This window comes from Neisseria sp. P0009.S008 (assembly GCF_051958615.1).
Classification (GTDB): Bacteria; Pseudomonadota; Gammaproteobacteria; order Burkholderiales; family Neisseriaceae; genus Neisseria; species Neisseria subflava.
Genome location: NZ_JBQCVG010000002.1, coordinates 93,852 through 117,842, shown reverse-complemented (window position 1 = coordinate 117,842; position 23,991 = coordinate 93,852). Strand labels below are relative to the sequence as shown.

The 23,991-nt window shown below is 46.1% G+C and carries 21 protein-coding genes, 1 tRNA gene, 1 pseudogene and 1 riboswitch; of the genes and pseudogenes, 9 read left to right on the top strand and 14 right to left on the bottom strand.

Features of this window, described 5'->3' with window-relative positions:
• Positions 1-209: 209 nt before the first annotated feature.
• Positions 210-1,784, bottom strand: a complete 1,575-nt coding sequence (locus ACTHSQ_RS02405) for an inorganic phosphate transporter (RefSeq protein ID WP_440371225.1) — start codon at positions 1,782-1,784, stop codon at positions 210-212.
• 153 nt (positions 1,785-1,937) lie between these two features.
• Here ACTHSQ_RS02405 and ACTHSQ_RS02400 point away from each other — a divergent pair, with 153 nt between their 5' ends.
• Positions 1,938-3,041 carry an anhydro-N-acetylmuramic acid kinase gene (locus ACTHSQ_RS02400; RefSeq protein ID WP_440371224.1) on the top strand — a complete coding sequence of 368 codons (1,104 nt, stop codon included), beginning with the start codon at positions 1,938-1,940 and terminating at the stop codon, positions 3,039-3,041.
• Positions 3,042-3,104: 63 nt separating this feature from the next.
• Here ACTHSQ_RS02400 and ACTHSQ_RS02395 read toward each other — a convergent pair whose 3' ends face one another.
• From ACTHSQ_RS02395 to rlmD, 10 genes are all read right to left on the bottom strand, one after another.
• Positions 3,105-4,664 (bottom strand): TerC family protein, encoded by a 1,560-nt coding sequence (locus ACTHSQ_RS02395; protein ID WP_003684289.1) that lies wholly within the window; start codon positions 4,662-4,664, stop codon positions 3,105-3,107.
• Positions 4,665-4,924: 260 nt separating this feature from the next.
• Positions 4,925-5,716: a hypothetical protein gene (locus tag ACTHSQ_RS02390; RefSeq protein ID WP_036472651.1), complete on the bottom strand. Its 792-nt coding sequence runs from the start codon at positions 5,714-5,716 to the stop codon at positions 4,925-4,927.
• A gap of 197 nt (positions 5,717-5,913) precedes the next feature.
• A tRNA-Asn gene (locus ACTHSQ_RS02385) sits at positions 5,914-5,989 on the bottom strand.
• 50 nt (positions 5,990-6,039) lie between these two features.
• Positions 6,040-6,732, bottom strand: coding sequence for an IS1595-like element ISNesp1 family transposase (locus ACTHSQ_RS02380; RefSeq protein WP_137040148.1), 693 nt, complete (start codon positions 6,730-6,732; stop codon positions 6,040-6,042).
• A gap of 83 nt (positions 6,733-6,815) precedes the next feature.
• Positions 6,816-7,175: a roadblock/LC7 domain-containing protein gene (locus ACTHSQ_RS02375; protein ID WP_003684442.1), complete on the bottom strand. Its 360-nt coding sequence runs from the start codon at positions 7,173-7,175 to the stop codon at positions 6,816-6,818.
• A gap of 39 nt (positions 7,176-7,214) precedes the next feature.
• Complete coding sequence (locus ACTHSQ_RS02370; protein ID WP_003679679.1) at positions 7,215-7,856, bottom strand: hypothetical protein; 642 nt, start codon at positions 7,854-7,856, stop codon at positions 7,215-7,217.
• A gap of 1 nt (position 7,857) precedes the next feature.
• Entirely contained in the window at positions 7,858-8,394 is a 537-nt protein-coding gene (locus ACTHSQ_RS02365) for a GTP-binding protein (protein WP_003684400.1), read from the bottom strand.
• Positions 8,395-8,404: 10 nt separating this feature from the next.
• Complete coding sequence (locus ACTHSQ_RS02360) at positions 8,405-9,508, bottom strand: response regulator transcription factor (RefSeq protein WP_003684312.1); 1,104 nt, start codon at positions 9,506-9,508, stop codon at positions 8,405-8,407.
• Positions 9,509-9,531: 23 nt separating this feature from the next.
• Positions 9,532-11,007: a hypothetical protein gene (locus tag ACTHSQ_RS02355; RefSeq protein WP_003684409.1), complete on the bottom strand. Its 1,476-nt coding sequence runs from the start codon at positions 11,005-11,007 to the stop codon at positions 9,532-9,534.
• Positions 11,008-11,131: 124 nt separating this feature from the next.
• A complete protein-coding gene (gene rlmD / locus ACTHSQ_RS02350) occupies positions 11,132-12,457 on the bottom strand; it encodes a 23S rRNA (uracil(1939)-C(5))-methyltransferase RlmD (protein ID WP_440371223.1) in 1,326 nt (441 codons plus the stop codon).
• Between the two features lie 139 nt (positions 12,458-12,596).
• On the opposite strand from rlmD, the gene ACTHSQ_RS02345 reads away from it, so the two are divergent.
• Positions 12,597-13,658, top strand: a complete 1,062-nt coding sequence (locus tag ACTHSQ_RS02345; protein WP_440371222.1) for a L,D-transpeptidase — start codon at positions 12,597-12,599, stop codon at positions 13,656-13,658.
• Positions 13,659-13,753: 95 nt separating this feature from the next.
• On the opposite strand, the gene queC is transcribed toward ACTHSQ_RS02345, so the two are convergent.
• On the bottom strand, positions 13,754-14,413 hold the full coding sequence (gene queC, locus ACTHSQ_RS02340) for a 7-cyano-7-deazaguanine synthase QueC (RefSeq protein ID WP_440371221.1): 660 nt from the start codon (positions 14,411-14,413) through the stop codon (positions 13,754-13,756).
• Between the two features lie 3 nt (positions 14,414-14,416).
• A riboswitch (PreQ1 riboswitch) is annotated at positions 14,417-14,462 on the bottom strand.
• Between the two features lie 71 nt (positions 14,463-14,533).
• On the opposite strand from queC, the gene ACTHSQ_RS02335 reads away from it, so the two are divergent.
• Complete coding sequence (locus ACTHSQ_RS02335) at positions 14,534-15,133, top strand: CDP-alcohol phosphatidyltransferase family protein (protein ID WP_440371220.1); 600 nt, start codon at positions 14,534-14,536, stop codon at positions 15,131-15,133.
• A 140-nt stretch (positions 15,134-15,273) separates the two neighbouring features.
• Here the strand turns inward: ACTHSQ_RS02335 and ACTHSQ_RS02330 are convergent, their stop codons facing one another.
• Both ACTHSQ_RS02330 and ACTHSQ_RS02325 read right to left on the bottom strand, forming a co-directional pair.
• The gene (locus ACTHSQ_RS02330; protein WP_440371276.1) at positions 15,274-16,920 is read right to left on the bottom strand and encodes a Pycsar system effector family protein; all 1,647 of its coding nucleotides are present in this window, start codon (positions 16,918-16,920) and stop codon (positions 15,274-15,276) included.
• A 381-nt stretch (positions 16,921-17,301) separates the two neighbouring features.
• Entirely contained in the window at positions 17,302-17,586 is a 285-nt protein-coding gene (locus ACTHSQ_RS02325; protein ID WP_003684382.1) for a PepSY domain-containing protein, read from the bottom strand.
• 231 nt (positions 17,587-17,817) lie between these two features.
• Between ACTHSQ_RS02325 and ACTHSQ_RS02320 the strand changes: the two genes are divergently transcribed.
• The 6 genes and pseudogenes from ACTHSQ_RS02320 (at position 17,818) to ACTHSQ_RS02295 (ending at position 23,945) form a co-directional block, all read left to right on the top strand.
• Positions 17,818-18,618, top strand: a complete 801-nt coding sequence (locus tag ACTHSQ_RS02320; protein ID WP_440371219.1) for a PP2C family protein-serine/threonine phosphatase — start codon at positions 17,818-17,820, stop codon at positions 18,616-18,618.
• 98 nt (positions 18,619-18,716) lie between these two features.
• Entirely contained in the window at positions 18,717-20,459 is a 1,743-nt protein-coding gene (locus ACTHSQ_RS02315; protein WP_440371218.1) for a bifunctional alpha/beta hydrolase/class I SAM-dependent methyltransferase, read from the top strand.
• 65 nt (positions 20,460-20,524) lie between these two features.
• Positions 20,525-21,811 (top strand): phosphatase PAP2/dual specificity phosphatase family protein, encoded by a 1,287-nt coding sequence (locus ACTHSQ_RS02310; protein ID WP_440371217.1) that lies wholly within the window; start codon positions 20,525-20,527, stop codon positions 21,809-21,811.
• Positions 21,812-21,813: 2 nt separating this feature from the next.
• Positions 21,814-22,188 (top strand): annotated as a pseudogene (locus ACTHSQ_RS02305) (hypothetical protein).
• A 63-nt stretch (positions 22,189-22,251) separates the two neighbouring features.
• Complete coding sequence (locus ACTHSQ_RS02300) at positions 22,252-22,959, top strand: lysophospholipid acyltransferase family protein (protein WP_049329007.1); 708 nt, start codon at positions 22,252-22,254, stop codon at positions 22,957-22,959.
• Positions 22,956-23,945, top strand: a complete 990-nt coding sequence (locus ACTHSQ_RS02295) for a phosphatidate cytidylyltransferase (RefSeq protein WP_070584867.1) — start codon at positions 22,956-22,958, stop codon at positions 23,943-23,945. Before ACTHSQ_RS02300 ends, ACTHSQ_RS02295 begins: the two co-directional genes overlap by 4 nt.
• Positions 23,946-23,991: the final 46 nt, after the last annotated feature.

Here is a 23,991-nt window from a genome sequence, read left to right as displayed (position 1 = left end):
CACCAAGCCAAGTTTTGAAACCAAAATCTTTTCTAAGCTATTCCCAATAAGGTATTTCTCTATTACCTTGGTTATTCTTGTATCAGTTCAAACATTGAACAGCATGATTTATGCATCGTTAAAATAAACTAAAATCTACCCCTTACAAAAATAAGCAAAGGCCGTCTGAAATCGATCTTTCAGACGGCCCTTTTAAATCAAATAATCAATTAAAACACTGCTTGCAAAACCAAATAGCTGACAACAGACAAAATGGCAGCAGCAGGCAAGGTAATAACCCAAGCAAGGCCGATCGGTTTCATCAATTTCCAGTTAGCATTGCGGTTAACCAAGCCGATACCCAAAACTGCACCCACCAAGATATGGGTACTGGAAACAGGCAAACCCATAAATGATGCAGCCATCACGACGGCAGCGGCAGAAAGCTCTGCAGAAAAACCTGACGCGGGGTGCATTTCTGCCAAGCTGGTGCCTACGGTTTTAATCACTTCTTTGCCAACAAACCACAAGCCGACGATCAAAGCGATACCGAAAGTCAACATGGCAATTGGCGGCACGGCGTTTTGAGCAGTAATGCTGTTGGTACGCAACACATCCATAATTGCGGCAAACGGACCAATCGCATTGGCAATATCGTTCGCACCATGGCTAAATGCAAAACCGCAAGCGGTAAATACCTGCATCCATGAGAACATTTGGAAAGTCGATTTATCCAAATCTTTGCGTTTTAAACTTTTGGCAAATACAAACGTACCCATCCAAATAGCCGCGCCGATCATGAAAATGGTCAAGAAGCTGTTGACGTTGCTCATACCCAAATGCAGATTTTTCAGACCTTTGAAAATCAACATTGCCGCAATCATCATGCCGCCGACAGAAGCAATAAACGGCACCCAGGAATGCAGGGCTTTGTAAGAATCTACTTCACCCTTACGGCTGTCAAAGCGGTGCATACCGCGATAATACTCAGACTGCAATTCTTCAGGATCAAAGTCCGGCTCATCATAGATTTGAGCATCATGCGCCATTTTGGTGGCGTATTCGACTTTTTCAGATTCACTCAAGGCTTCAAAAAACAGGCGGTGTTCTTCTTTATAGGCTTTCTTCTCCAACTTGATGCCTTTGAGCGTATTATCGGCCCAAGAGTTGTAGTCCAAAACGTTTTTCTTAATTCGTGAAAACAACAGATAGGAAACGATGCCGCCCAAAACCGGAGACAATATCCAAGACAAGGCAATTTCGCCCAACTTGTCCCATTGAATCAACGCAACAGAATCCACACCGTTCAATACCGCCATACACAGAGCACTACCGACGATACCGCCGATAATGGCATGTGTAGTGGAAACCGGCAGACCTTTGTGCGATGCGAAAAGCAGCCACAATGCCGCAGCCAAAAGCGCAGACATCATAATGAAGACAAACTGCATCGGATCCAGATGCATGCCATTCAAATCGACAATACCCTTACGGATAGTATCTGTTACCTCGCCGCCAGCAATCACTGCGCCGCTGACTTCAAATACTGCCGCAATCAGCAAGGCTTGCGGAATGGTCAAAGTGCCGGAGCCGACACTTGTACCGAAAGAGTTGGCAATATCGTTGCCACCCACATTAAACGCCATGAAGACGCCGAAAAAGGTAGCAAGGATAAACAGGCCGGAGTGGTTGTAGTGGGTATAACCCAAGCCCCAATAAATAAAATAGCCGACCATGCTCACAAGCATAGCGGCAAAAACCGTATTAATCAGCTTCAAGTTCGCACTCGACTGAGTTTGAGCCATGGAAAGTTTCCTTTTGGAAAACATGTTGAGTCGCGTTATTTTAACCTTTTTGTAATCTTTCTTGCACCAACTATTTACATTAAATGCCGAAATTCCCGTAAAAACGTCAAAAGGCGTTAAAATGTCATTTTACCTTCTCTTTCTGTAACCGAAATGCAACCCCAATACTATATCGGCATCATGTCCGGAACCAGCATGGACGGCGCCGATGCCGTACTGATTCAAATGCAAGGCAAGCAATGGCAACGCGCCGTTGCCCACAGCTTTTTACCCTATTCAGACGGCCTGCGCCAAGAATTGTTGGCACTGCAAAATATAGGCGAAAATGAATTGCACAGAAGCAATATCCTGGCTCAAACACTCAGCCGCCTATACGCCCAAACCGTCCAACAACTATTGGCAGCACAAAACCTGTCGGCTAAAGACATTGCCGCAATCGGCTGCCACGGACAAACCATCCGCCATGCGCCTGAACACGGTTACAGCATTCAACTGGTCAACCTCCCACTATTGGCCGAACTGACCGGCATTTTCACAATCGGCGACTTCCGCAGCCGTGACCTTGCCTGCAGCGGTCAAGGTGCGCCCCTCGTCCCAGCTTTTCACGAAGCGCTGTTTCAAGATGCGAATGAAACCCGTGCCGTACTCAACATTGGCGGCATTTCCAATATCAGCATCCTCCCGCCCGACACCCCTTCTTTCGGCTTCGATACCGGCCCCGGCAATATGTTGATGGACGCATGGATGCAACATATTTGGCAGCAGCCTTACGACAAAAACGGGGAAAAAGCCGCACAAGGCGAAGTCCTCCCTGACCTGCTCGCTTCCCTGCTCGACCATCCTTACTTCAGCCGCCCTTATCCGAAAAGTACAGGTCGAGAGTTGTTTTCCCTAAGCTGGCTTCAAGGCCGTCTGAAAGGTGATGAAAAGCCAGAAGATGTGATACGCACATTGGTCTTTTATACCGCACAAACCATTTTTGATGCGACCAAACAAGCTGCTCCGGCGATTCATAATCTTTATATCTGCGGCGGCGGCATCCGCAATCCGATTTTGATGCAAGACTTGGAAACCCTGTTTTCTCCCAACACCAAATTGCACAGCACAGCCAAGCTCCATCTTGACCCGCAATGGGTCGAAGCAGCCGCTTTTGCCTGGCTTGCCGCTTGTTGGTGCAATCAAATTCCGAGCAACCCCCACCATGCAACCGGCGCACATTCACACCGAATCTTAGGCTCGGGACATTACGGCAACTAAAGTTGAACAAATAAAAAGGCCGTCTGAACATTTTCAGACGGCCTTTACTATATTAGCCTTTAGTTATTCTTCTTCCGGCAAACGGTTGATTTTCACACGGGCAATCCGTTGCCCATCCTTCTCAACCACTTCAAAACGCCAGCCATGATAATCAATGAAGTCGCCCACATCAGGAATACTTTGCAATTCTTCCATAATCAAGCCGGCAACGGTATGGAAATCCGCGTCTTCCTCTTGAGCAGGCAGATTTAGCTGAGAAGCCAATTCCACATACTCCAATGCACCATCCACAGACAGCGTTTCATCCTGACTGGCTGGAGCAGCTTCTTCTTCCTCACGCTCGAATTCCTCGGGGAATTCACCGGCAATGGTTTCCAACAAATCTTTCATGGTCACCATGCCCAACACCGCGCCAAATTCATCCACCACCAACGCATAATCCGCGCTGCTTTGACGGAACAATTCAATCGCATTCAACGCCGTCGTACTATCCGGCAAAATCAATGGTTGGCGCAAGGCCGTCTGAATATTGATTTCTCCCGATTCAAGCAGCTGGTTCAGCAAATCTTTTTTACTGATATAGCCTAAAGGCTCATCTACACCTGCCTTACCGACAACCAACAAACGGCTATACGGCGTATTTTTCAACTGCGCATTTTGCTCTTCCCGACTTTGGGAAATATCCAATTTCTCGATTTCCCGACGCGGAATCATCACGCCCATAATCGGACGCTCCGCCAAAGTTAACACGCTGCGAATCATGGATTTTTCGTTTTCTTCAAAATGCTCGTCATCGCCGCCGTTATCGCCTGCTTTTGCCAAAATGCTTTCGCGGATACCCATCATGCCCAACACATTTTCAGCGGTACGCTTACGCCAAGAAGTGCTGATGTAGTCATTTTTGCGGGCATTCTTTTGCGAAACCTGATTAAACAGTTCGATCAAAATCGAGAAACCGATCGCTGCATACAAATAGCCTTTCGGAATATGGAAATGGAAGGCTTCCGCGATCAGGCTGAAACCAATCATCAACAAGAAACCCAAACACAACATCACAACGGTCGGATGCTTATCCACAAAGGCAGTCAACGGTTTGCTGGCAGAAATCATCACCGTCATCGCCACAACAACCGCCCCCATTGCCACCACAATATGATCCACCATCGCCACTGCCGTAATAACAGAATCGATAGAGAAAACCGCATCCAAAATCAAGATTTGCGCCACAACGCCCCAAAAAGCAGAATGCTTCTTCTGCCCTTCAGCAACAGCAAATTGATTGTGTCCTTCAAGGCGTTCGTGCAACTCGGTAGTCGCTTTATAAAGCAGGAAAATACCGCCGGCAAACATAATCATGTCTTTACCGGAAATCTCCAGACCGCCCAACTCAAATAAAGGACGCGTCAGCGTCATGATGTGCGCCATAAAGCCCAGCATGAAAATCCGAATAACCACGGCCAAACCCAAGCCCGTTATTCGCGCCTTATCTCGTTGCGACGGTTTAACCTTATTTGCCAAAATCGCTACAAAAACAAGGTTATCAATACCTAAAACAACTTCCAAAACCAGAAGCGTGGCAAAGCCTATCCAAGTATGCGGCTCTGCCAACCAACTGAAATCCATAATGATTGTGTTCCTTTAAAATACAAAAAGGCAGCCGTTCCGCTTAAAACGGACAGACTGCCAAAGTTCGGACATAAATAAAGGGAAAGAAGCGGTATAACAACTACTCTGCTCTGCGTCTTTCATGAAAAATTTATGCCTCGGTCAAAAATAATGGCAAACAGTTTATCAGTTTGACGAAAGAAAGGCAAAGTCTGGCAGCATATTTTCTTTTAAAAACAGCCTATACCATCACTTACCAGCTTTCAGACGGCCTTTTCTTACTTGATAAAACCATCAATCGGCGCATAACCCAAGAAATCTGCCTGATCATTCAATATCACAACCCATTCTTTACTGCGCGCACTGGTAAATGGCAAGAAATACAATTCTTTTCCATCGTTTTCCAGCGAAGCCTGTTTAAAAATTGACTCCTCACTCATGCCACGGGCTTTTGCCAAGACAAATAACGGTTTCATTGCCTTACGAATTTTCTCACGTTCCTGCTGCGAATCTGGCAACCACCAAGAAGGCCTCATACTCGGTTCAACACCTTTCAAAGACAAATCAAGACTTTGGTTAGCTTCATCCGGACCCGTTGCTTCACGCAACCCAACACGACGCGCGCCAAACCAAGATAAATCCTGCAAATCCTTCGGGGCATGGCTCAAATCATTTACATCAATTTCTGCAGCAGTTACCACATTTATCCTATCGGTTTCAAATGCAGCAACCACTGGACGTGCCAAAGATACACTATATAAACCATAAATCAAAGCAGCCAGCTGAATCATGCCGATTAAGGAAAAATCAACAATCCTCTCTTTAAGTTTCTTGCTCGGACTGGCAAGAATCAAAGTCAGCAACGGACCACAAACAATATCTACTGAAATGACCAGTTTATATAAAGCCAATCCACCTGTCAGCTCGGCATACGGATAAGGATACCAAACTCCAAATACCAACAAAGCGGCCAATCCTGCCAAAATCAGACTAATCAACAAGTGCCATGCCGCATTTTTTAATGCGAACCGAAAGCGTGATGAAGAATGTAATGTATGTGAGTTTTCCATAAATAACAATAAGATATTATTTTTCTATAAATATTATGTATAGCTTAAAAAATAAATGAGATATTTAAATATGCTGGTAGGCCGTCTGAAAATTGAAGCATTAAGTACAACCATCTCACCACGCATTATCAATATGTTAAAAATACTAATAAATAGATAAAATAAAAACCACCATGCAACATGGTGGTTTTAAAATTTGGCTCCCCGACCTGGGCTCGAACCAGGGACCTGCGGATTAACAGTCCGTCGCTCTACCGACTGAGCTATCGGGGAATTAAAGATGGAATTATATAGAAAATATCAGAAATCTGTCAAGCAACAATCTATATAAAAACAAAAATATTTTTAGGGGCTGTACTAGATAACCAGAATAAATTCTGCTTTACTAATTGTTTTAAAATAGAAATTTGAACTTTTATTTCACCATGGTTAAAACGCCATTCACATTCCTTCAAATACAGCTCAAAATGCTCTTTGGGAATGCCGTTAAACTTACGTAAGTGGCGTTTTGCCTGATTCCAAAAGTTCTCAATTCCGTTGATGTGATTTTGTCGATCAGCAAAATGTGTGCTGTGATTAATGCGAAAGTGGCTAAACTCACTCACATCAAGTACGTCATAGCTTTTGTAACAATCAGTATAAACAATACTGTCAGGCTTTACTTGCTCACGTATTATCGGCAATAAAGTGGCAGTTTGTGTATTGGGCACAGCAACGGTGTAAACCTTGCCGTTGCGCTTCAGAAGCCCGAATACAACCACTTTGCTGGCTGCACCGCGACCGCGTTTGCCTTTGCGCTGCCCGCCAAAATAGCTTTCATCAACTTCTACTTCGCCATCAAACATTTCCAGATGCGGGCTGTTATGAAAAATTAGTACACGTAAACGATGAAAGTAATAGGCTGATGTGTTTTTATTAACACTGACTAATTGCGCTGCTGTGCGTGCGGTAACACCTGCAATAAACAGCTCAATCAGTTTGTTTTGTTTGTACTGACTTAAACGGCTTCTTCTCATAGGGATTATTCTAACCTGAAATTAGATTTCCCTAGTTATCTAGTACAGCCCCTATTTTTATATCTTTTTAATTTATAAAACTTTTATAAGATTTCAGCAATTTGTTTGGCTGCACGTTTCGCATCTAACAAAATCAAGCCCAATTTACCGCTTTCTTTTGCCATCAATGCCAACACTGCTTTTTCACCTGCTTGACTCAACAGAATATAGCCGTTTTTACCTTTAACCATTACCTGATCCAACTCACCGCAAGCCAACTCACGCACGGAACGATTGCCCAATGCCAAAAGCGTTGCCGACATCGCGCCTACACGGTCTGCATTCAGGTGGGAAGGCAGCATGGTTGCGATCGGCAGGCCGTCTGTAGAAATAACTGCAGAAGCAGTGATATCAGCAGAGGTATTGTTCAAATCGCTTAATACAGAGATTAATAGTTGTTGCATAGTCGCTCCATTCTAAAATAAATATCGGTCAGGCAAAAATCAACGGCTGCCGTATCGGTGGTACAGCACTTTAACCAAAGTAACAAAAGCCTCTTTATTTAAGTCAGGCATTCCGCCAATTACCAAAATCAGCTTGGTCATGCCAATATACAGAGGGAAAAAGGTCAATTCACTTTGGCCTGAAGGATCACAAATACCCCATGCGCTATTATTGATATGCAGGTTATTGCGAATCAAAAGACGGTGATTGTCTTCCATTTTGGCCACTTCGCTCGCCAAAAGGCCCAACTCTTCCGCAGCCTCGTGATGGAAATTGGCATTGGCAAAATACAAACCGTTTTCATCAGCCAATAAAGCTTTGCCAGAATTAGACAACTGTTCCAACAATGTAGGCAATTGCTCGTCAGTCAAATGGATATCGTCTGTGCTGATTTCCTCATCACCATACAAGAATTCCAAGCGTTGGAGACGGTACAGCAGATTCAAAGCGGTATTGATGTCGCTGGTATCCGCCCATGCCAAGATTTTTTCGCTGCTGATGGTTTCAGACGGCTCTGCACGCAACAGACCATACAATAAAGTTCTGCTGGCACTGGGCGTATCACTTGAAACAGCATAATACGCACCCGCCGGTGTAATCTTAGGATATAAATTTGCTTGTAAAGAGAGTGTCGCTTCCATCTTATACCTCTAATCCGGGGTCAATTGAGAACAACATGGCAGTAACCAATTGTCTTACATCGTCTTTTCGACGCGCATCAATCTCAAAAACCGGTACATTAAAATTATTCTGTGCTAAATATTTTTGATAAACATCCACGCTTGGTAAGGATCGGATATCCATCTTCGTTACCCCTACAACCAGAGGCGCTTTTTTCAGCAACTCCCGGAATGCATCCAAGAAGAATTGCAAGTCTTTCAATGGATTGCTTCTTGTATTATCCAAAAGAAGCACCAAGCCCATACTGCCTTGGCTCAGAATTTCCCACATGAAATTAAAACGCTCCTGACCAGGCGTACCATACAGGTGAACCTTAGTTTCCTCATCCAAATGAATGACACCGTAGTCCATCGCCACAGTCGTGTACCCCTTACGGACAAGTGTAATATCGGATGCGGATGCATCGGTTTGAACCGGAGGTTCATCAGATAAAGCTGAAATTGCAGTGGTTTTACCTACGCCAACAGGACCGGTAAAGATAATTTTATTTTCTTTCATGACGTGTCCTTTACGATTTACCCAGCAACTTACGCATCAGGCGTTGCAACAGGCCGCGAGGTTGTTCTTTCGACGGACCGGCAATTTTTTGAGCCTCTTTGCTCATTGCTGTTTCAGGTACGTCTTTGCTATTCACATCAATCTGTTCGTTCAATGAAGGCGTATTGTTCGCATCAGTTGCAAACTCTGTATCTGTCGCCAAAAAGCCTGTCATATATGTTGCCGATAAATAGTTCAAAATATCAGGCATTTCTAAAGGCATGACTTTATAGAGGATGTTCAGATTAACAGACGTTTTCGTCAGAAATGCCGACAAACGCATAGATTCTGGAACATGTGCCAAACGGGTTAAGTTTGGCCACCGCTTGAGTGTAAAGACAGTTTGCGGCGTCATCGGATAAATCAGACGGCCTGATGCAGTCCAAATAGCCATTTGCCACAAGCATGACATAATGGTAACTTTGGCTTTTTCTTTCCATTGAGGATTATCAGGAACAGCCTTACACACGACAGCCAAGTTATCGTTCTTACACAATTTCTCCAACTCGTTGGCACTGACTGTCAACAGTACTCGCTGGATGCTAGGAAACACGATTAATATCGGCTTGCCTTCATGCAAGACAGCAATATCTTGGTGTCCTTGACTGGCAAATTTTAGCGCGCCCAACAAGCCTTTATTTGGATTAAATCGGCGAATGGTTGCTTTTCTTGTGCCATCTGAATTTGATTGTCTTTTATTCTCTTCAGCCGCTTGTTGTTCAGACGGCTCAAAAACATTGCCGCCTTGAGCCAGGCTGCGCAAAACAGGAAACAAGGTATCGAATTTGACCGGCTTAGCCAAATAAGGAGTCGTTACTGTCGGCAACTCGGAAGAAAACATAGCCACAGGTACTTCCGGATAAGTTTTCTTCGACTCTTTCCAAGCTTCTAAACCTGCCGGAGTATCGGTATCAACCAATACCAAATCCGGTTTTTCATCAGAGTCAGGGGAAACGATGACGTAATTCGTCGTATTGTGCATTTTAAATGCCATACGGAATACCGCCTGCTGTTGCTCGCCCATCTCCTGTAACATAACCCGTATGGTTTTAATTTTTGGTAAATGATTATTCATCACTCGTACTTTCTACGATTATCTTATTTTTTTGAATATTGGTTCATTCGTTGCAAGAGACGGCTCATTGCCAAGACAACCTCTTCAGGCAGGCTGACAACACGCTCACGCAACAAGCGCAGAAATTGTTCTAAACGTCCCCAATCTTCAACGCGTTCGTACAAATCAAACAAGATAATGTACAACTGCGATTCTTGAGGATACTGCAAAACAGCCTGTTCCAAAGTACCGATGGCCAAATCCAATTGACCATAAGCCAACAAAGATTCCACTTCTTTCAGAGCCTCATCAGCTGGTGAAGAGCTGGCGCTGATAACTGAAGAGTCTTTTTGAACCAACTCACGATATTTGGCTTTCATCTGCAAAGAACTTGGCTGAATGTAACCGCGTTTCAAGCCAATCTCTTTAATTTGCTGTTCAGACGGCCCTTTTTCCAAATCATCAAAAATTTCGTGATAACCAAGGTTATAACCCCAACCAAGCATACGTTCTTTTACTTGACGGCCATATTGACCCAAAGAGTGGTAAAGCTTCCACAGATGCTTGGCAAACTGCCCTACTTCTTCATTCTGATAATCCAGACGCAAGGCATCGATAATGAGACCAGCGGGCTTCGCAGAAGTTTGGATTGCTTTGTTGTATTGATGCAAAGCAGTCTCGTAGCTAATCTTGTCTTTCAAGATTTTTGCACTACGCTCCGGTTTGGCAAAACCAATAACCGCGCCCATCTCTTCAGGGCTGATTTCGCCAAAATCTTTCTTGCCTAATACGATAGGCGCACGTTTGCCCATGCCTGGAACGACAATGCGCTCAACCGAGTCGTTCTCAAAGGCAATATGCTCGTCGGAAGCAACTTCCAAACCGCTTTGTTCGCCAATTTGACGGTCCACTTCCTGCATATTCCAACCAAGATGATGCTCGGCAAAAACACGCAGGCGCAGGTTAGTAGAATCCAAAGCCAGACCGGCTTTCAGGTATTCGGCTACGCTGTCTTCAGAAAGGGAGGCACTATGACGCTCAAGCGTATCCGCCAGCATGTCGATATTGCCGACACGCAGATTCAAACCGATTAATTCATGAACCAGCTTTTCCGGAGCACCGTCTTCCAAAGTATTGAGATAACCGGCCAAAGACTCCGCTGCTTTGCTCTCATAGCCGAACTGTTTATAAACCTGATATTCGGTCAACGGATCGACTTCTTGTGCGGAAACAGAAGCTGTTGCATCGTTTGAGCCGCTTCCACCCCATTCCCAGTCTTGATTATCCGCATTGGAAACTGTCTGGTTGACTTTCTCAATCCAGTCGTTTCCATCCTCAGAGGAGGCTGTATGAGCAGCAGACGTACGGCCGCTTTTTGATGCATGTGCGCTTTGTTTGTCTGAATTGTTACTTTGTTTATGACGAACAAAAACCAACACCAGCAAAAAAAGCACCAGCAAAAAAATAGTTAAAAGTTGATAGTTCAAGAACACCTCCCGGTCTTGTGCTGCAAACTGCATTTATTAACATCTGTTGCTTTACACGCAACTTCAACGTTATTAATTCCCCAAACGAATGATGATAACATGAATGCACTCATTTTTACATTAAAAACCCTACTCACATAAAGGACTTGATACCAATTTACAACTCAAACACACCGATGGATTCAACATGCGAGGTTTGCGCAAACATATTCATGATTCCTGCCGCCTTAAACTTATAGCCCTTATCAACCAAGACACCGGCATCTCGTGCAAATGTTGATGGATTACACGAAACATACACTATCTTCTGAGGCAAAAACGGCTTGTGTAGCGATTTGACAACAGCATAAGCCCCGTTTCTCGGCGGATCCAGCAACATCTTGTCAAATCGTCCCCACGACTCAACAGTCTTTTCATCGGTATCGAATAAGTCTGCAACAGAAAACGTCATATTCTCGGCACAACGATTCAGACGAGTATTTTCCCTTGCCCTATCTACCAGATAATCGGCACCTTCAATACCGACAACCGATGCGCCACTTTTTGCCAGTGGCAAACTGAAATTGCCCAAACCGCAAAACAGATCGGCAATCCGCTCCCCTTTTTGAGGGTTTAAAAGTCTGACAGCCCTTGCCACCATCACTTCGTTTAGCTGCGCATTAATCTGCGTAAAATCACCAGGCTTATAAGGCATTTCCACATCAAATTGAGCAAAAGTATAGTTCAGGGTAGGCGCGTTCTCAGGGTAAAACGGCAAGGACTCGGCATGATCCTGCAACCATATTTGCCATGCCTTTTCAGCACCCGACAATATCTTATCAAACCAATTACACAATTCGCTTAATATTTGTTCAAACGGTTGATTTACGAAACGAATGTTGAGTACCGTCACATTTTTCCCGCAATAAAACTCAACAAATTTCACTTTTACACCGTCATCATGCAGCTTTTGCAGCAAATTGCGGACATCAGGCAATCTATCGGACACATGCTTAGGCAAAATATGGCAATGGCGGATATTGACGACATCATGGCTTTTTTTGGCCTGAAAACCGAGTTTCAGACGGCCTTGCTTATCCACCGAAACACTTAAACGTGCTCTATCGCGATAATACCAGGAGTAACCATATAAGGGAGGTAAAATTATCTCCGGCTTGACCTTACCTATCCGTTCCAACTGTTCTTCCAAAATCCGTTGCTTTAATGCAACTTGCGCTCCGAAAGAAACATGTTGAAGCGAACAGCCACCACATGTATCAAAATAGCAACATGCGGGCTCGACACGTTCGGAAGAAGCCTTCAAAACCTTTTCAACTTGAGCCTCGGCAAACTGCTTTTTCTCTTTATGTATGACAAACGTTACACGCTCTCCAGGCAGCGCACCGCCGATAAATACGGCCTTCCCATCAACTCTGGCAACACCCCTGCCCTCATAATCCAAAGAAAAAACTTCCGTTTCTTGATACTGTTCTTTCACACCCATACCGTTTCCGTCACTCAGCCGCTCCCCGACCATTTAACTGTCTTCCAATACCGAAAGCGCATATTTTCTCACAAAAACACAGAGTTTCAGGTATCATGCGCCAAAAACTTTCATTTCAAACCCTACAAAAAAAGACGACATGAAAAAAATACTATTCGGCCTGACAGCCGCCCTTTTAACTTCAGCCGCTGCTGCAAACACGCTTATTCCAGACGTCTCCCCCGCCTCTTCCGGACAACACGTCGTTATCAATATTACGCAACAGCGTTTGTTCCTCTACGACAACGGCAAACTGAGCAAAATTTATCCTGTTGCCGTCGGCAAAGCCATGACCCAAACCAATCTGGGCGAACATAAAATCGGCGCAAAAGCCTACAACCCAGTTTGGCATATCCCTAAATCCATTCAAAAAGAACGCAATGACGGCGTAAAAAGCGTACCGGCTGGTCCAAATAATCCGCTGGGCCCCGTATTTGTCCGTCTTGGCGACCCTAAATTAAGCCTTGGCATTCACGGCACCAATGCCCCTGCCAGCGTACCCGGCGTCCGCAGCCATGGTTGCGTGCGCATGAAATCGCCTGACGCATTGGAATTCGCCAAAACCATTGCAACAGGTTCTCCTGCCTCCGTTATCTACCAGATGGCAAGCCTGAACGAAGATGCCAACCAAAACTTGTGGCTGGCTGCCTATCGTGACCCTTATGACAAGAAAAACCTTGATACGGCTGCCTTGAAAAAAAGCATTGCCGCCTGGGCAAAAGCACACGGTAAAACCATTCCTGCCGCGCGTGTGGATGCAATCCTGAAAGGACGCACCGGCGCAGCAAACTGTCTGACCTGCGCCAAAGGTGTGAAACTCAAATCGCCTTTGAAGTCTTTGGCATGGACCAGCGGCACGGATGCTTACAGCAAACCTAAAGTCATGCCGAAACTGGCTCCTGCTAAAGATGTGGTATTGCCTCAAGGAACTGAAATCGAAGTCGATGCTACCGACGATACAAACAAGGCAGCATCCGAACCGAAACAAAGCGTTCGTCCGACTCCGGTGAAACCGGCAAAACCTGCGGCCAAACCGGTAACTACTCCGGCGGATGCTCCTGCCTCCGCACCTAAAGCCGCTTCCGAACCGGCTACTGCCCCAGCTTCTTCTCCTGTGAAAGATGCTCCGGCAAGCAGCGAACCGACAGATTTGCTGTTCTAAGCAGAACAAAATACATAGCTAAAGGCCGTCTGAAATGAATTTTTCAGACGGCCTTTTCGCACAACTGGATATTGGAAATAGATGTACCTCTTAATTCAGACGACCTTTTTACTTTCCAAATATTCTGATAAACCGCGCTCGCGCAAAATACAGCTTGGGCATTCATGACAACCACCGACCACGCCGTTATAACAGGTATGCGTATGCTCGCAGATATAATCCAACGCACCCATTTCATCCGCCAATGCCCAAGTTTGCGCTTTGGTTAAATACATCAAGGGCGTGTGGATTTGAAAAGCGTAATCCATGGCCAGATTCAGCGTAACATTCATCGACTTGACGAATACATCGCGGCAGTCGGGATAACCGGAAAAATCGGTTTCGCACACGCCAGCAATGATATGGCGTATCCCCTGCCCTTTGGCGTAAATAGCGGCGTAAAGCAAAAACAAAGCATTGCGTCCATCTACAAATGTATTGGGCAGGCCGTCTGGAGCTGTTTCAATGTATGCCGTATCATCCATCAAGGCGTTATGCGTAATCTGTTGCATCAGGCTCAAATCGAGTATGGTCTGCTTCACACCCAAATCTTGGGCAATCCAACGCGCTCGCTCCAATTCGATAGCGTGGCGTTGTCCATATTGAAAAGTGATGACCTGCACATTTTCACGGCCATATGTTTGAATTGCCTGAATCAAGCAGGTTGTTGAATCCTGCCCGCCCGAAAAAATAACGAGTACCTGCTGTTTTTCCATAGTAAATTCCTAGTTTTGTTAACGCGGGAGGTTTGCGAACCGCGTGATTCGAAGATTGACGGATTATAACGGATTTCGTCTATAATCACGGCACTTCATTTTCTTTTATATAGCATAATTATGAGCATCTACGCCCTGAAACCAAAATTTCAAAACCTGTTGCTCCCCATGGTTAAGCGGCTGTATCAAAAAGGTATTACTGCCAATCAGGTCACCCTGTTTGCCTGCGCCGTTTCCATTTTGATCGGTTTGCTTTTAGCACTGTTTGCAGGTGTATCCACATTATTCTGGCTTTTGCCGATCTGGTTGTTTATCCGCATGGCACTGAATGCAATGGACGGCATGCTGGCACGGGAGTTCGGCCAGCAATCGGCATTAGGCGGTTATTTGAATGAAATCACCGATATTGTCGCCGATGCTGCTTTGTATCTGCCTTTTGCCTTCATCGCGCCCTTCGGCGGCGTGCAAATCGCCCTGTTTATTTGGCTGGCGGCAATGACTGAGTTTTGCGGCGTTTTGGGACAAGCTCATGGCAACGGCCGTCGTTATGACGGGCCATTCGGCAAAAGTGACCGCGCATTCTTTATCGGCGCATTGGCCGTATGGTATGCAATCGCCGGCAGCTTCCATTCGACTTTCTATATCCTTATGTGGCTGGCCTGCGCGGCATTGGTTTATACCTGTTACAAACGTGTCATCAATGGCTTGAAGGCCGTCTGAAACCTGTCCGCGTTCTTGGGTTAATCACCGTTGATTAGAATATTTAAACCCATCTCCTCGTTTTAATGAAAACAAAAAGGCCGTCTGAAACCATAAAGTTTATGGTTTCAGACGGCCTTTTATCCAGTAGCCAAGATAACTTACTGTTTACCCAGTTGACTGTAATCTACCAACATATACTTGGCAGTAATTTTCTGCGAAGCATTGCCTTCATCGCCCATCAGAATCATCTGCGGCTTGCCGTTAACGGTAATCGAATCGACGGCCTCAACGTTGGTGATGTGTTGCAGATTAGGCAGAGAGATTTTTTGCGGTTCATCGGTTGGATTGCCGCTCCAAGTCCACAGTTGTGAGAATTTCTGTCCATTCTCATCCTTCACTTCATTGGCCATCACGTAGGTTTTCAACACAGGATCATAGTTGAGGGAACGGATACCGCCGCCATCAATATCAATCACGGCTACTTCATCAAACTCAGGCTTGGCATTGCGCTCAAACACATCTTTCGGATTGCTGATAAACGCAACTAAAGCCATGTTGTTGAACTCAGGATCACGGAATCCCAAAACAAGACGTTTTTTCACCGGATCAAACGCCATACCCTCAATATTGATTTCTTCAAAAGAAACCTCTGCCTTAGTTCGCTCGCGAATCAAATCATGCAGCTTGTGATCGGTTTCCAAAACCTGCGTCAGATTGTCGTAGCTGGTCAGCCCCAACACATTGCCGTCTTGGATTTTAAAGCGCATCAGGTGTTCGCGGTCAGGCGAACGGTTGCCTTTACGGGTACGCGAATGTGAAGTCAGCGCGTAGATAAAACCTTCATCGTCACGTGCCAAAGCCTCCAAGTCGCTGAGACGGCGTTTGAAACCGGTAATCACGCGCGTATCTAATGCCTCGTCTTCCACAAACCTGCCGGTTTTATCAATGCTGATGATACTGAACGCATGGTTGGGTTCGTCTTCCGCAATCAGCAACTTACCATCCGGAAGCTGTTGTACGGCAGAAGGTTCAAATACGCCGTTAAACATATTGATACCCAGCGAACGTAGCTCTGCCGCATTATTGGCCGGAGACGTCAGCAATGACGGCAATGTTTTCACGCCGATAAATGCTACCAACGAAGCCAGTAAACCCCAGCGGAATACCGCGTAAGATAAGTTAATGTATTTGAACTGTTTATCCGCCAACAAACCGAGCCAATAAAGATGGTCGCTCATCTTTTCATAGATTTGTTTACGGTCGCCCATAATTTCCTGCATCATTTCCCAATATTGATCTTTTTGCAGTTTCACACGGTCTTCATAAATCAAAATATTGGGTTGGCTGCCGCCAAAAAAGCGGGTTTCGGTACTGCTGAGGCGGGTTTTCAAATCCCGCAGTTTCGAACGGCCACGGACAAAATCCTTAACCCATGTACGCGCTGCCTGCATTTTGCCGATACGTTCCGGCGAAGCAGAAAGCAATGCAAACACGATAGACGCGGCGGCAGTAATCATAAACGTACTGGCCGGAATCAAAAATTCGGGCGACGATGAAAAAATAAACGCACCCGAAATCATCAGTGCAGAAACAATAAAACCATTCAGCGAAATCATAATATTCGCTTTGGTTGCCGCCAGCGCCAACAATTCCATCTCCGAGCGTACGGCGTTACGAAACATGGTTTCCACGCCCTTATTCGTACCCAACAGATCAGGCGCATTCAAATCCTCGGCTTTATTTTTTTTCTTCTTCGCCTTGTCTTTTTTGTGTTTGGCTTTCTTCTCACTTTTTTCAGACGGCATCTCAGGATGTTCAACCACTTCCTGACCTTCTACTGCTTCCTGAATTTCTACCGCGTCAGCCACAACCTCAACTTCGTTTTCAACAACACCGTTTTGATTGTGATCCCAAAAATCAACATCCTGTTGGGATTCGGCAGCTGCGCCGTCGTTTAAAGGTTTTTCTTGGTCGCCCATCTGCTTCGGCTGACCATTTTCCTTCCAATTATTCAAACTCATATCATGACTCCCAACATCAAACACTTTGAATTACATGGAAAATAAAAAGCATATTTAGTTCATTTATTTTAGATAATTTACATGCTGTTTACATTCTTTAAATGCCTAAATAGCAAACTGTCGCAGGACCAAAAGCCCTGCGACAATCCACTTTATATCGAAATATTAATAATCGATGCGTTCTTTAATAATTTTCAAATCAGGGTAAGACAAAACAATGTCGTACTCACGGCCATCTTTAAAAGCCTCAATATCCAATACAGGCTGACCTCGACGGCTATCGGCTTCAACATCGTGAACTTGATAGCCGCGTTGTTCCAACATTTTTACGGCTTTAGCACGGTTTTGCTCGAAGTTTTTGTCGCTGTAGATTTTGTGTTCGATGTAATCGCTGGCACCGGCAGTAGCAGCAGACAAAGCAACGATGGCAGTCAATAAGAATTTTTTCATGTTTGATTTCCTTTTTAAATGTGTATTCGGGTTTCGATGGATGTATTAAAACATGACAAAATTAGCAGTTAATTAGTACTTGGTTAAACGCAGTAAAGGCCGTCTGAAAACTGTTCAGACGGCCTTGATCCTTAGTCATCAAATTTCAAACGTATTGCCCAAGTGTAAATCCTGAAGGTTAGAAACGATGAAAAGCCTGCAGCGAATATTCACCCAACAAATGGACAAATCATGAACAAATTTTGCGAAATCACCTTTTGCCAACAAATCGGCAGCAACCAACAACACAACCAAGATGCCCTTTTTAACGGCGAACAAGTGTTTCAATATAAACTCAAAACCGCTGAAACACGCCTTGAAACCCGTCCACGCTTTATCATCGGGATAGCCGACGGCATTTCCAATAGCAATCATCCCGAAAAAGCCAGCAAATCAGCCATGCACCTATTAAGCCGTACAGCCAAACTCAGCCGTCAAACCATCAATCATGTACAAGCCGCTTTATCTCAAGAGTTGGCAGAGGATTATTTTGGTTCATCAACCACTTTCGTTGCCGCAGAAATCGACCAAACCACCGGCAAAACCAAAATCATCAGCGTAGGCGACAGCCGCGCCTATTTGATTGATACACAAGGAAAATGGAAGCAACTGACCCAAGATCACTCGATACTCTCCGAATTGCTGGATGGTTTGTCGGATAAAAAAGAAGAAGAGTTCGCCACCATATATGGCGGCGTTTCTTCTTATCTAGCAGCAGATTATTCCGAATTCCAAGACAAAATGTGTCATATCGAACTTACGCTTAAAGCAGGAGAAAGCCTGCTGCTTTGTTCAGACGGCCTAAGTGATGCTCTTTCAGAAGAAATAAGAGAAAAAATTTGGCAACAATATGATAACGATAAGTCCCGTCTGACTGTGTTTCGTAAATTAATTGCGAAACAAAGAGTTTATGATGATATGTCGGTAGTAGTTTGTAAGATTATCCAAACACCTTCTATCCAACCTTTTAACAATCACTGTCATCCGTTTTAAGTGAAATTTGAAACCATCTTTTACCATTTCTCTCCATCATTGCATTCGTCCGATATGTCATGATACTGTTCAAAAAACATGACTATTAGGAGTTTCTCATGTCCGAACAGCAAAAATACTTTTCTACCCAAGACGGTACTTCGCTTTTCTACCGCTATCGCCCTGCTGCCGATGGTTCTTCCGACAAAGCCATTGTGCTGTTCCATCGCGGGCATGAGCACTCAGGCCGGATGATGTTTGTGGCGGATGAGCTAGGTTTTGATGATTTTGCCTATTTTGCTTGGGATGCGCGTGGTCATGGTTACAGCCCCGGTGAACGCGGCGATAGTCCGAGTATCGGCACTTCGGTTGCAGACGTAGATGATTTTATCCGACACATTCAAAACGAATACGGCATCAAACCTGAAAACATATGCGTGATTGCGCAAAGTGTCGGTGCGGTATTGGTTTCTACTTGGTTGCACGATTACGCGCCGAAAATCCGTTGTGCCGTATTGGCTTCGCCTGCGTTCAAAGTCAAACTCTATGTTCCATTTGCCCGTACCGGTTTGAAAATGATGCAAAAATGGCGTGGCAATTTCTTTGTCAACAGCTACGTCAAAGCCCACTATCTGACCCACAATGTCGAACGTCAAAAAAGCTACGACAATGATCCGCTGATTGCCCGCGCTATTTCTGTGCGCATCCTGCTGGGTTTATATGAAGCGGCTGAACGTGTGGTTGCCGATGCACAAGCGATTACTACGCCTGTACAACTGTTGATTTCAGGCAGCGATTGGGTCGTTCATCACAAACCGCAACACGATTTCTACAACCGTTTGGGCAGCCATATTAAAGAACGCCATATCCTGCCCGGTTTCTACCACGACACCTTAGGCGAGCAAAACCGTGAAATCGCGTTTATCGAAATGCGCCGTTTTATCCGCGAGCGTTTCAATCAGCCTTTGCAACAAGTCGATCTGACTCAAGCACACTTATTTGGAGACAGCCGTCGCGAAGCTGACGAACTGGCTACACCTTTGCCTGTTTGTACGCCTCGCGGCGCATTTTGGGCGACATATCGCGCCTCGCTCAAACTGGGTTCGCGCTGGAGTGAAGGCTTGAGAATCGGTCAAGAAACAGGTTTTGATTCAGGCAGCACGCTGGATTACGTCTACCACAATCAACCGCAAGGCAGCAATGCTTTCGGTGTATGGGTGGATAAATACTATCTCAACGCCATTGGCTGGCGCGGCATTCGCCAACGCAAAGTCAATATCGGCAAAGCCATTCAGACGGCCTCAGCCAAACTGCGTGAAGCAGGCAAACCTGTACACGTTTTGGATATCGCGTCTGGTCATGGCCGCTATGTATTGGACGCACTGACTGCCGACACATTGCCTGATTCCGTACGCTTGCGCGATTACAGTCCGATTAATGTCGAAGCCGGACGCAAGCTGATTGCCGAGCGCGGCTTGCAAGAGACGGTAACCTTCAATGAAGTCAATGCCTACGACCGCGCCAATTATCACGATTTACAGCCACGTCCAACGCTGGGCATCGTCTCCGGCCTACATGAATTGTTTGCCGACAACGATTTGATTTTGAACTCGCTCTACGGTTTCGGCGAAGCTATTGAAACCGGCGGCTACCTGATCTACACCGGCCAGCCGTGGCATCCGCAACTGGAAATGATTGCCCGCGCCCTGACCAGCCACAAAGCAGGCAGCCCAAACTGGGTAATGCGCCGCCGCAGTCAGCAGGAAATGGATCAGTTGGTTGAAAAAGCCGGTTTTGAAAAAATCCATCAATGGATAGACGAAGACGGTATTTTCACCGTGAGCTTGGCAGTGAAGAAATAAAAATAAAGGCCGTCTGAACAATTTTTTAACTTTCAGACGGCCTTATTTAAACCATGTACCTATCCATGAAACCCTCTCTCAAAACCTCCCTGCTCAAGCTGATCTTAGTCGGTATCCTGTTTTACACCAGCTACGGCCTCTCCAACCATTACGCGGCATCGCTGGACTATGTGCCTGAAATCGCTTTTGCATGGGAGAGCAATATTCCGTTTTGGGCATGGACGATTGTGCCTTATTGGTCGCTGAACCTGATGTATGCCACGGCATTTTTTCTTTGTCGTGATACACATGAACAAAACCGATATGTAGCGCACCTTGTAGCCGCCCAACTGATTGCGACTGTTTGCTTTGTGCTGTTTCCGCTGCGTTTCAGGGGGCCCAAACCGCCTGCCGATGGGCTGTCAGGCTGGCTGTTTGATTCATTGGCTGCATTTGATTTGCCGTACAACCAAGCGCCATCTTTGCATATCGCATTGGCAATTATCGTGGGTGCATTTTATTGGACGCGCTTTCCAAAAATCCGCCTGCCACTTTTCTTATGGCAAAGCCTGATTGCCTTGTCGGTACTGACGACTTATCAACATCATTTTATTGACATGCCGACCGGAGCATTGCTTGGCTGGCTGGTGTTGTGGGCTTTCCCGCGTCAGATGACTTTGCCGTTAAGACTGGACTCAAGTGATGTACGCTCAAGAAAGATTGCGCTGCTGTATTTGCTTGGCGCGTGTTTAATGGCTTTACCTGCGCTGCTGGGTGGCGCGTGGCTGTGGTTGATATGGATTAGCGTGTCTTTGCTGATGGTGGCCTTTGCCTATTTGACTGGAAATGCAAACGTATTCCAAAAACAGGCTAACGGTAAATTATCGACGGCAGCGACGGTTTTGCTGTTGCCTTATCTGGTGGGCGTACGGCTAAACATGGCGTATTGGTTACGCGGTAAAGCGAAAACGGCACAAGTCCGCAATGATGTATGGATTGGCAGCGTTTTGAGGATTTCAAACCATCTGCCTGCCGTATTGGATGTATGCGCCGAATATCCCTGCCGTAGCTATCAGGGAGAATATCGCGCCCTGCCTTTACTGGATATGGTAACGCCGTCTGAAAACGATTTGGTTCAGACGGCCTTGATATTGGAAACCTTACGCCAAAAACACGGCAAAGTGCTGGCATGTTGCGCTTTAGGTTATGGAAGAAGTGCCGCAGTGGTGCTGACGTGGCTGCTGGTCTATGGTGGCTGCAAAGACTTGGCGCAAGCGAAGGCCGAACTCCAACAGGCTCGGCCGCAAATGGTATTATCGCCGGCCACTGCTCAAGCAGTCGAAGCTGCGGCCAACCGTTTAAAACAAGGATAATGATGGACAACGCAACCGATAGCCGTATTACTGACCACCTGCTCTCTACCGCACATTATGTTGCCGCCTGCAACGCCTTACTGCTCGCCTTGTCGGTAAAATATGGCGGCGCATAGTTTGCGGTGCAACTTGTCTTGGCAGCAGTTTTGTTGTACTGCCATATCCGTATTCACTTCGATCGTCGCGTGTTCCAAGACTTTGCCGACAACCGCTACTCTCCTGAAGACTTCGACCAATCCTTACAACAAAACGGTTTACGTCAAATTTCAGGCAGCCGTACGTTGACCCAACGAATAAACGGCACACTTTCCCTATGGCGTAAAAGCTTATACCTGACCGCTGCACAATTTTTAATTTTGCTTATCCAAAGCATTTGATTATTTTGGCTGATTTACCCAAACCAAATCCTTAGCGGTATCTCACTCCCAAAGGCAGAAACAATGAAAAACTTCCTCAAAAAACAACTTGCCTGGCTGACCGACCAAGCCTTGTGCCTGTCGGTCTCTTTTCTTACGGGCGTGCGCCCCAAAAGCCCGCGCGAGCTGACATTCAATCAGCACCAAAAAGTCTATTACGCCAATCACGGCAGCCATGGCGATTTTGTGCTGGTGTGGATTTCCCTGCCCCGCCGCTGGCGCTTGTCCACGCGCCCTGTCGCCGGTTCGGATTACTGGCTGACAAGCAAACTCAAACGCTTCATCATTCAAAACGTTTTCAACGCCTTGCTGATTCCGCGCCATAGCGATAATCCGCAAGCAATTACCGAACAGATGAAAGACGCGCTAAACGCAGGCGACTCTTTGATTATTTTCCCTGAAGGTACGCGTAACACTGACGACAACACTATCCTGCTGCCGTTCAAGTCCGGCATTTATCATCTGGCAAAAAGCAAACCCAATACCGAATTTGTGCCGATTTGGATAGACAACATCAGCCGCGTACTGCCCAAAGGCAAAATCCTGCCTATCCCGCTTTTGTGTGAAGTCCATATCGGACAACCGCTTACCTTGCAGGAAAACGAAGACAAAGATAGTTTTTTGACACGCAGCCGTGAGGCGCTACTGGCACTCAGGCCGTCTGAAAACGACCGCAGCGAGCTTCGCCAAAATGAATCTGAAGTTCAGCAAAACAAAGGAGGACAAGCATGAGCCTTTCTACGACTTCCCAACAAATCATTGTCGAACAAGCTGCCGCTCATCTGACTCCTCAAGCCAGCTATATTTTTGTCGGCGTATTTGCCGTATTGTGTTTTGCCAGCATCATCGGACAATGGCTTAAGCGCAAAAACGGCGCAGATAATGCCACCATCGCCAACCTCAACGCCCGTATTTACGCATGGTGGCTGATGACGCTGGTGTTGCTGGGCGCGTTTTGGTTCGGCAAAATCGGGACGGTTGTACTGTTTTTCCTGATTTCATTTGCCGCACTGCGCGAATTTATGACCCTCGTCTATCGCCGCCGCAGCGACTATTACAGCATGGTGGTCTGCTTTTACCTGCTGCTGCCGGTGCAATACTATTTCGTCTATGACGGCTGGTATGGCATGTTCAGCATTTTTATTCCGGTTTACGGCTTTTTGATACTGCCGATTATTGCCAGCCTCAGCGGCCAAACCGCGCACTTTTTGGAACGCGCCGCCAAAACGCAATGGATGGCGATGATTTGCATCTTCTGTCTGTCCCATGTTCCGGCGCTGATGTTTCTAGATTTGGACGGCTTCGATAACAGCAATAATATCCTGTTGCTGATCTTCCTGATTGGCGTGGTGCAAGTATCAGATGTGTTGCAATACGTTTGGGGCAAACTGATTGGCGGTGCAAAAATCATGCCTTCGCTTTCCCCGTCTAAAACCATTTCCGGCACAGTCGGCGGCATTTTGTCGGCTACAGCCATTGCCGCGCTGATGGCGCCGATTACGCCGTTCTCCCACGGCCAAGCAGCCGTTATCGGCTTTATCGTCTGCCTGATGGGTTTCTTTGGCGGCCTGGTTATGTCTGCCATCAAACGCGATTACGGTGTCAAAGACTGGGGCAATATGATACGCGGCCACGGCGGCATGCTTGACCGCGTGGATTCGATTTGTTTTGCCGCACCCGTGTTTTTCCACATCACCCGTTATTTCTGGAACGGCTAAACTTCAGGCCGTCTGAAAGCTGTTTTTCAGACGGCCTTGAATGTCT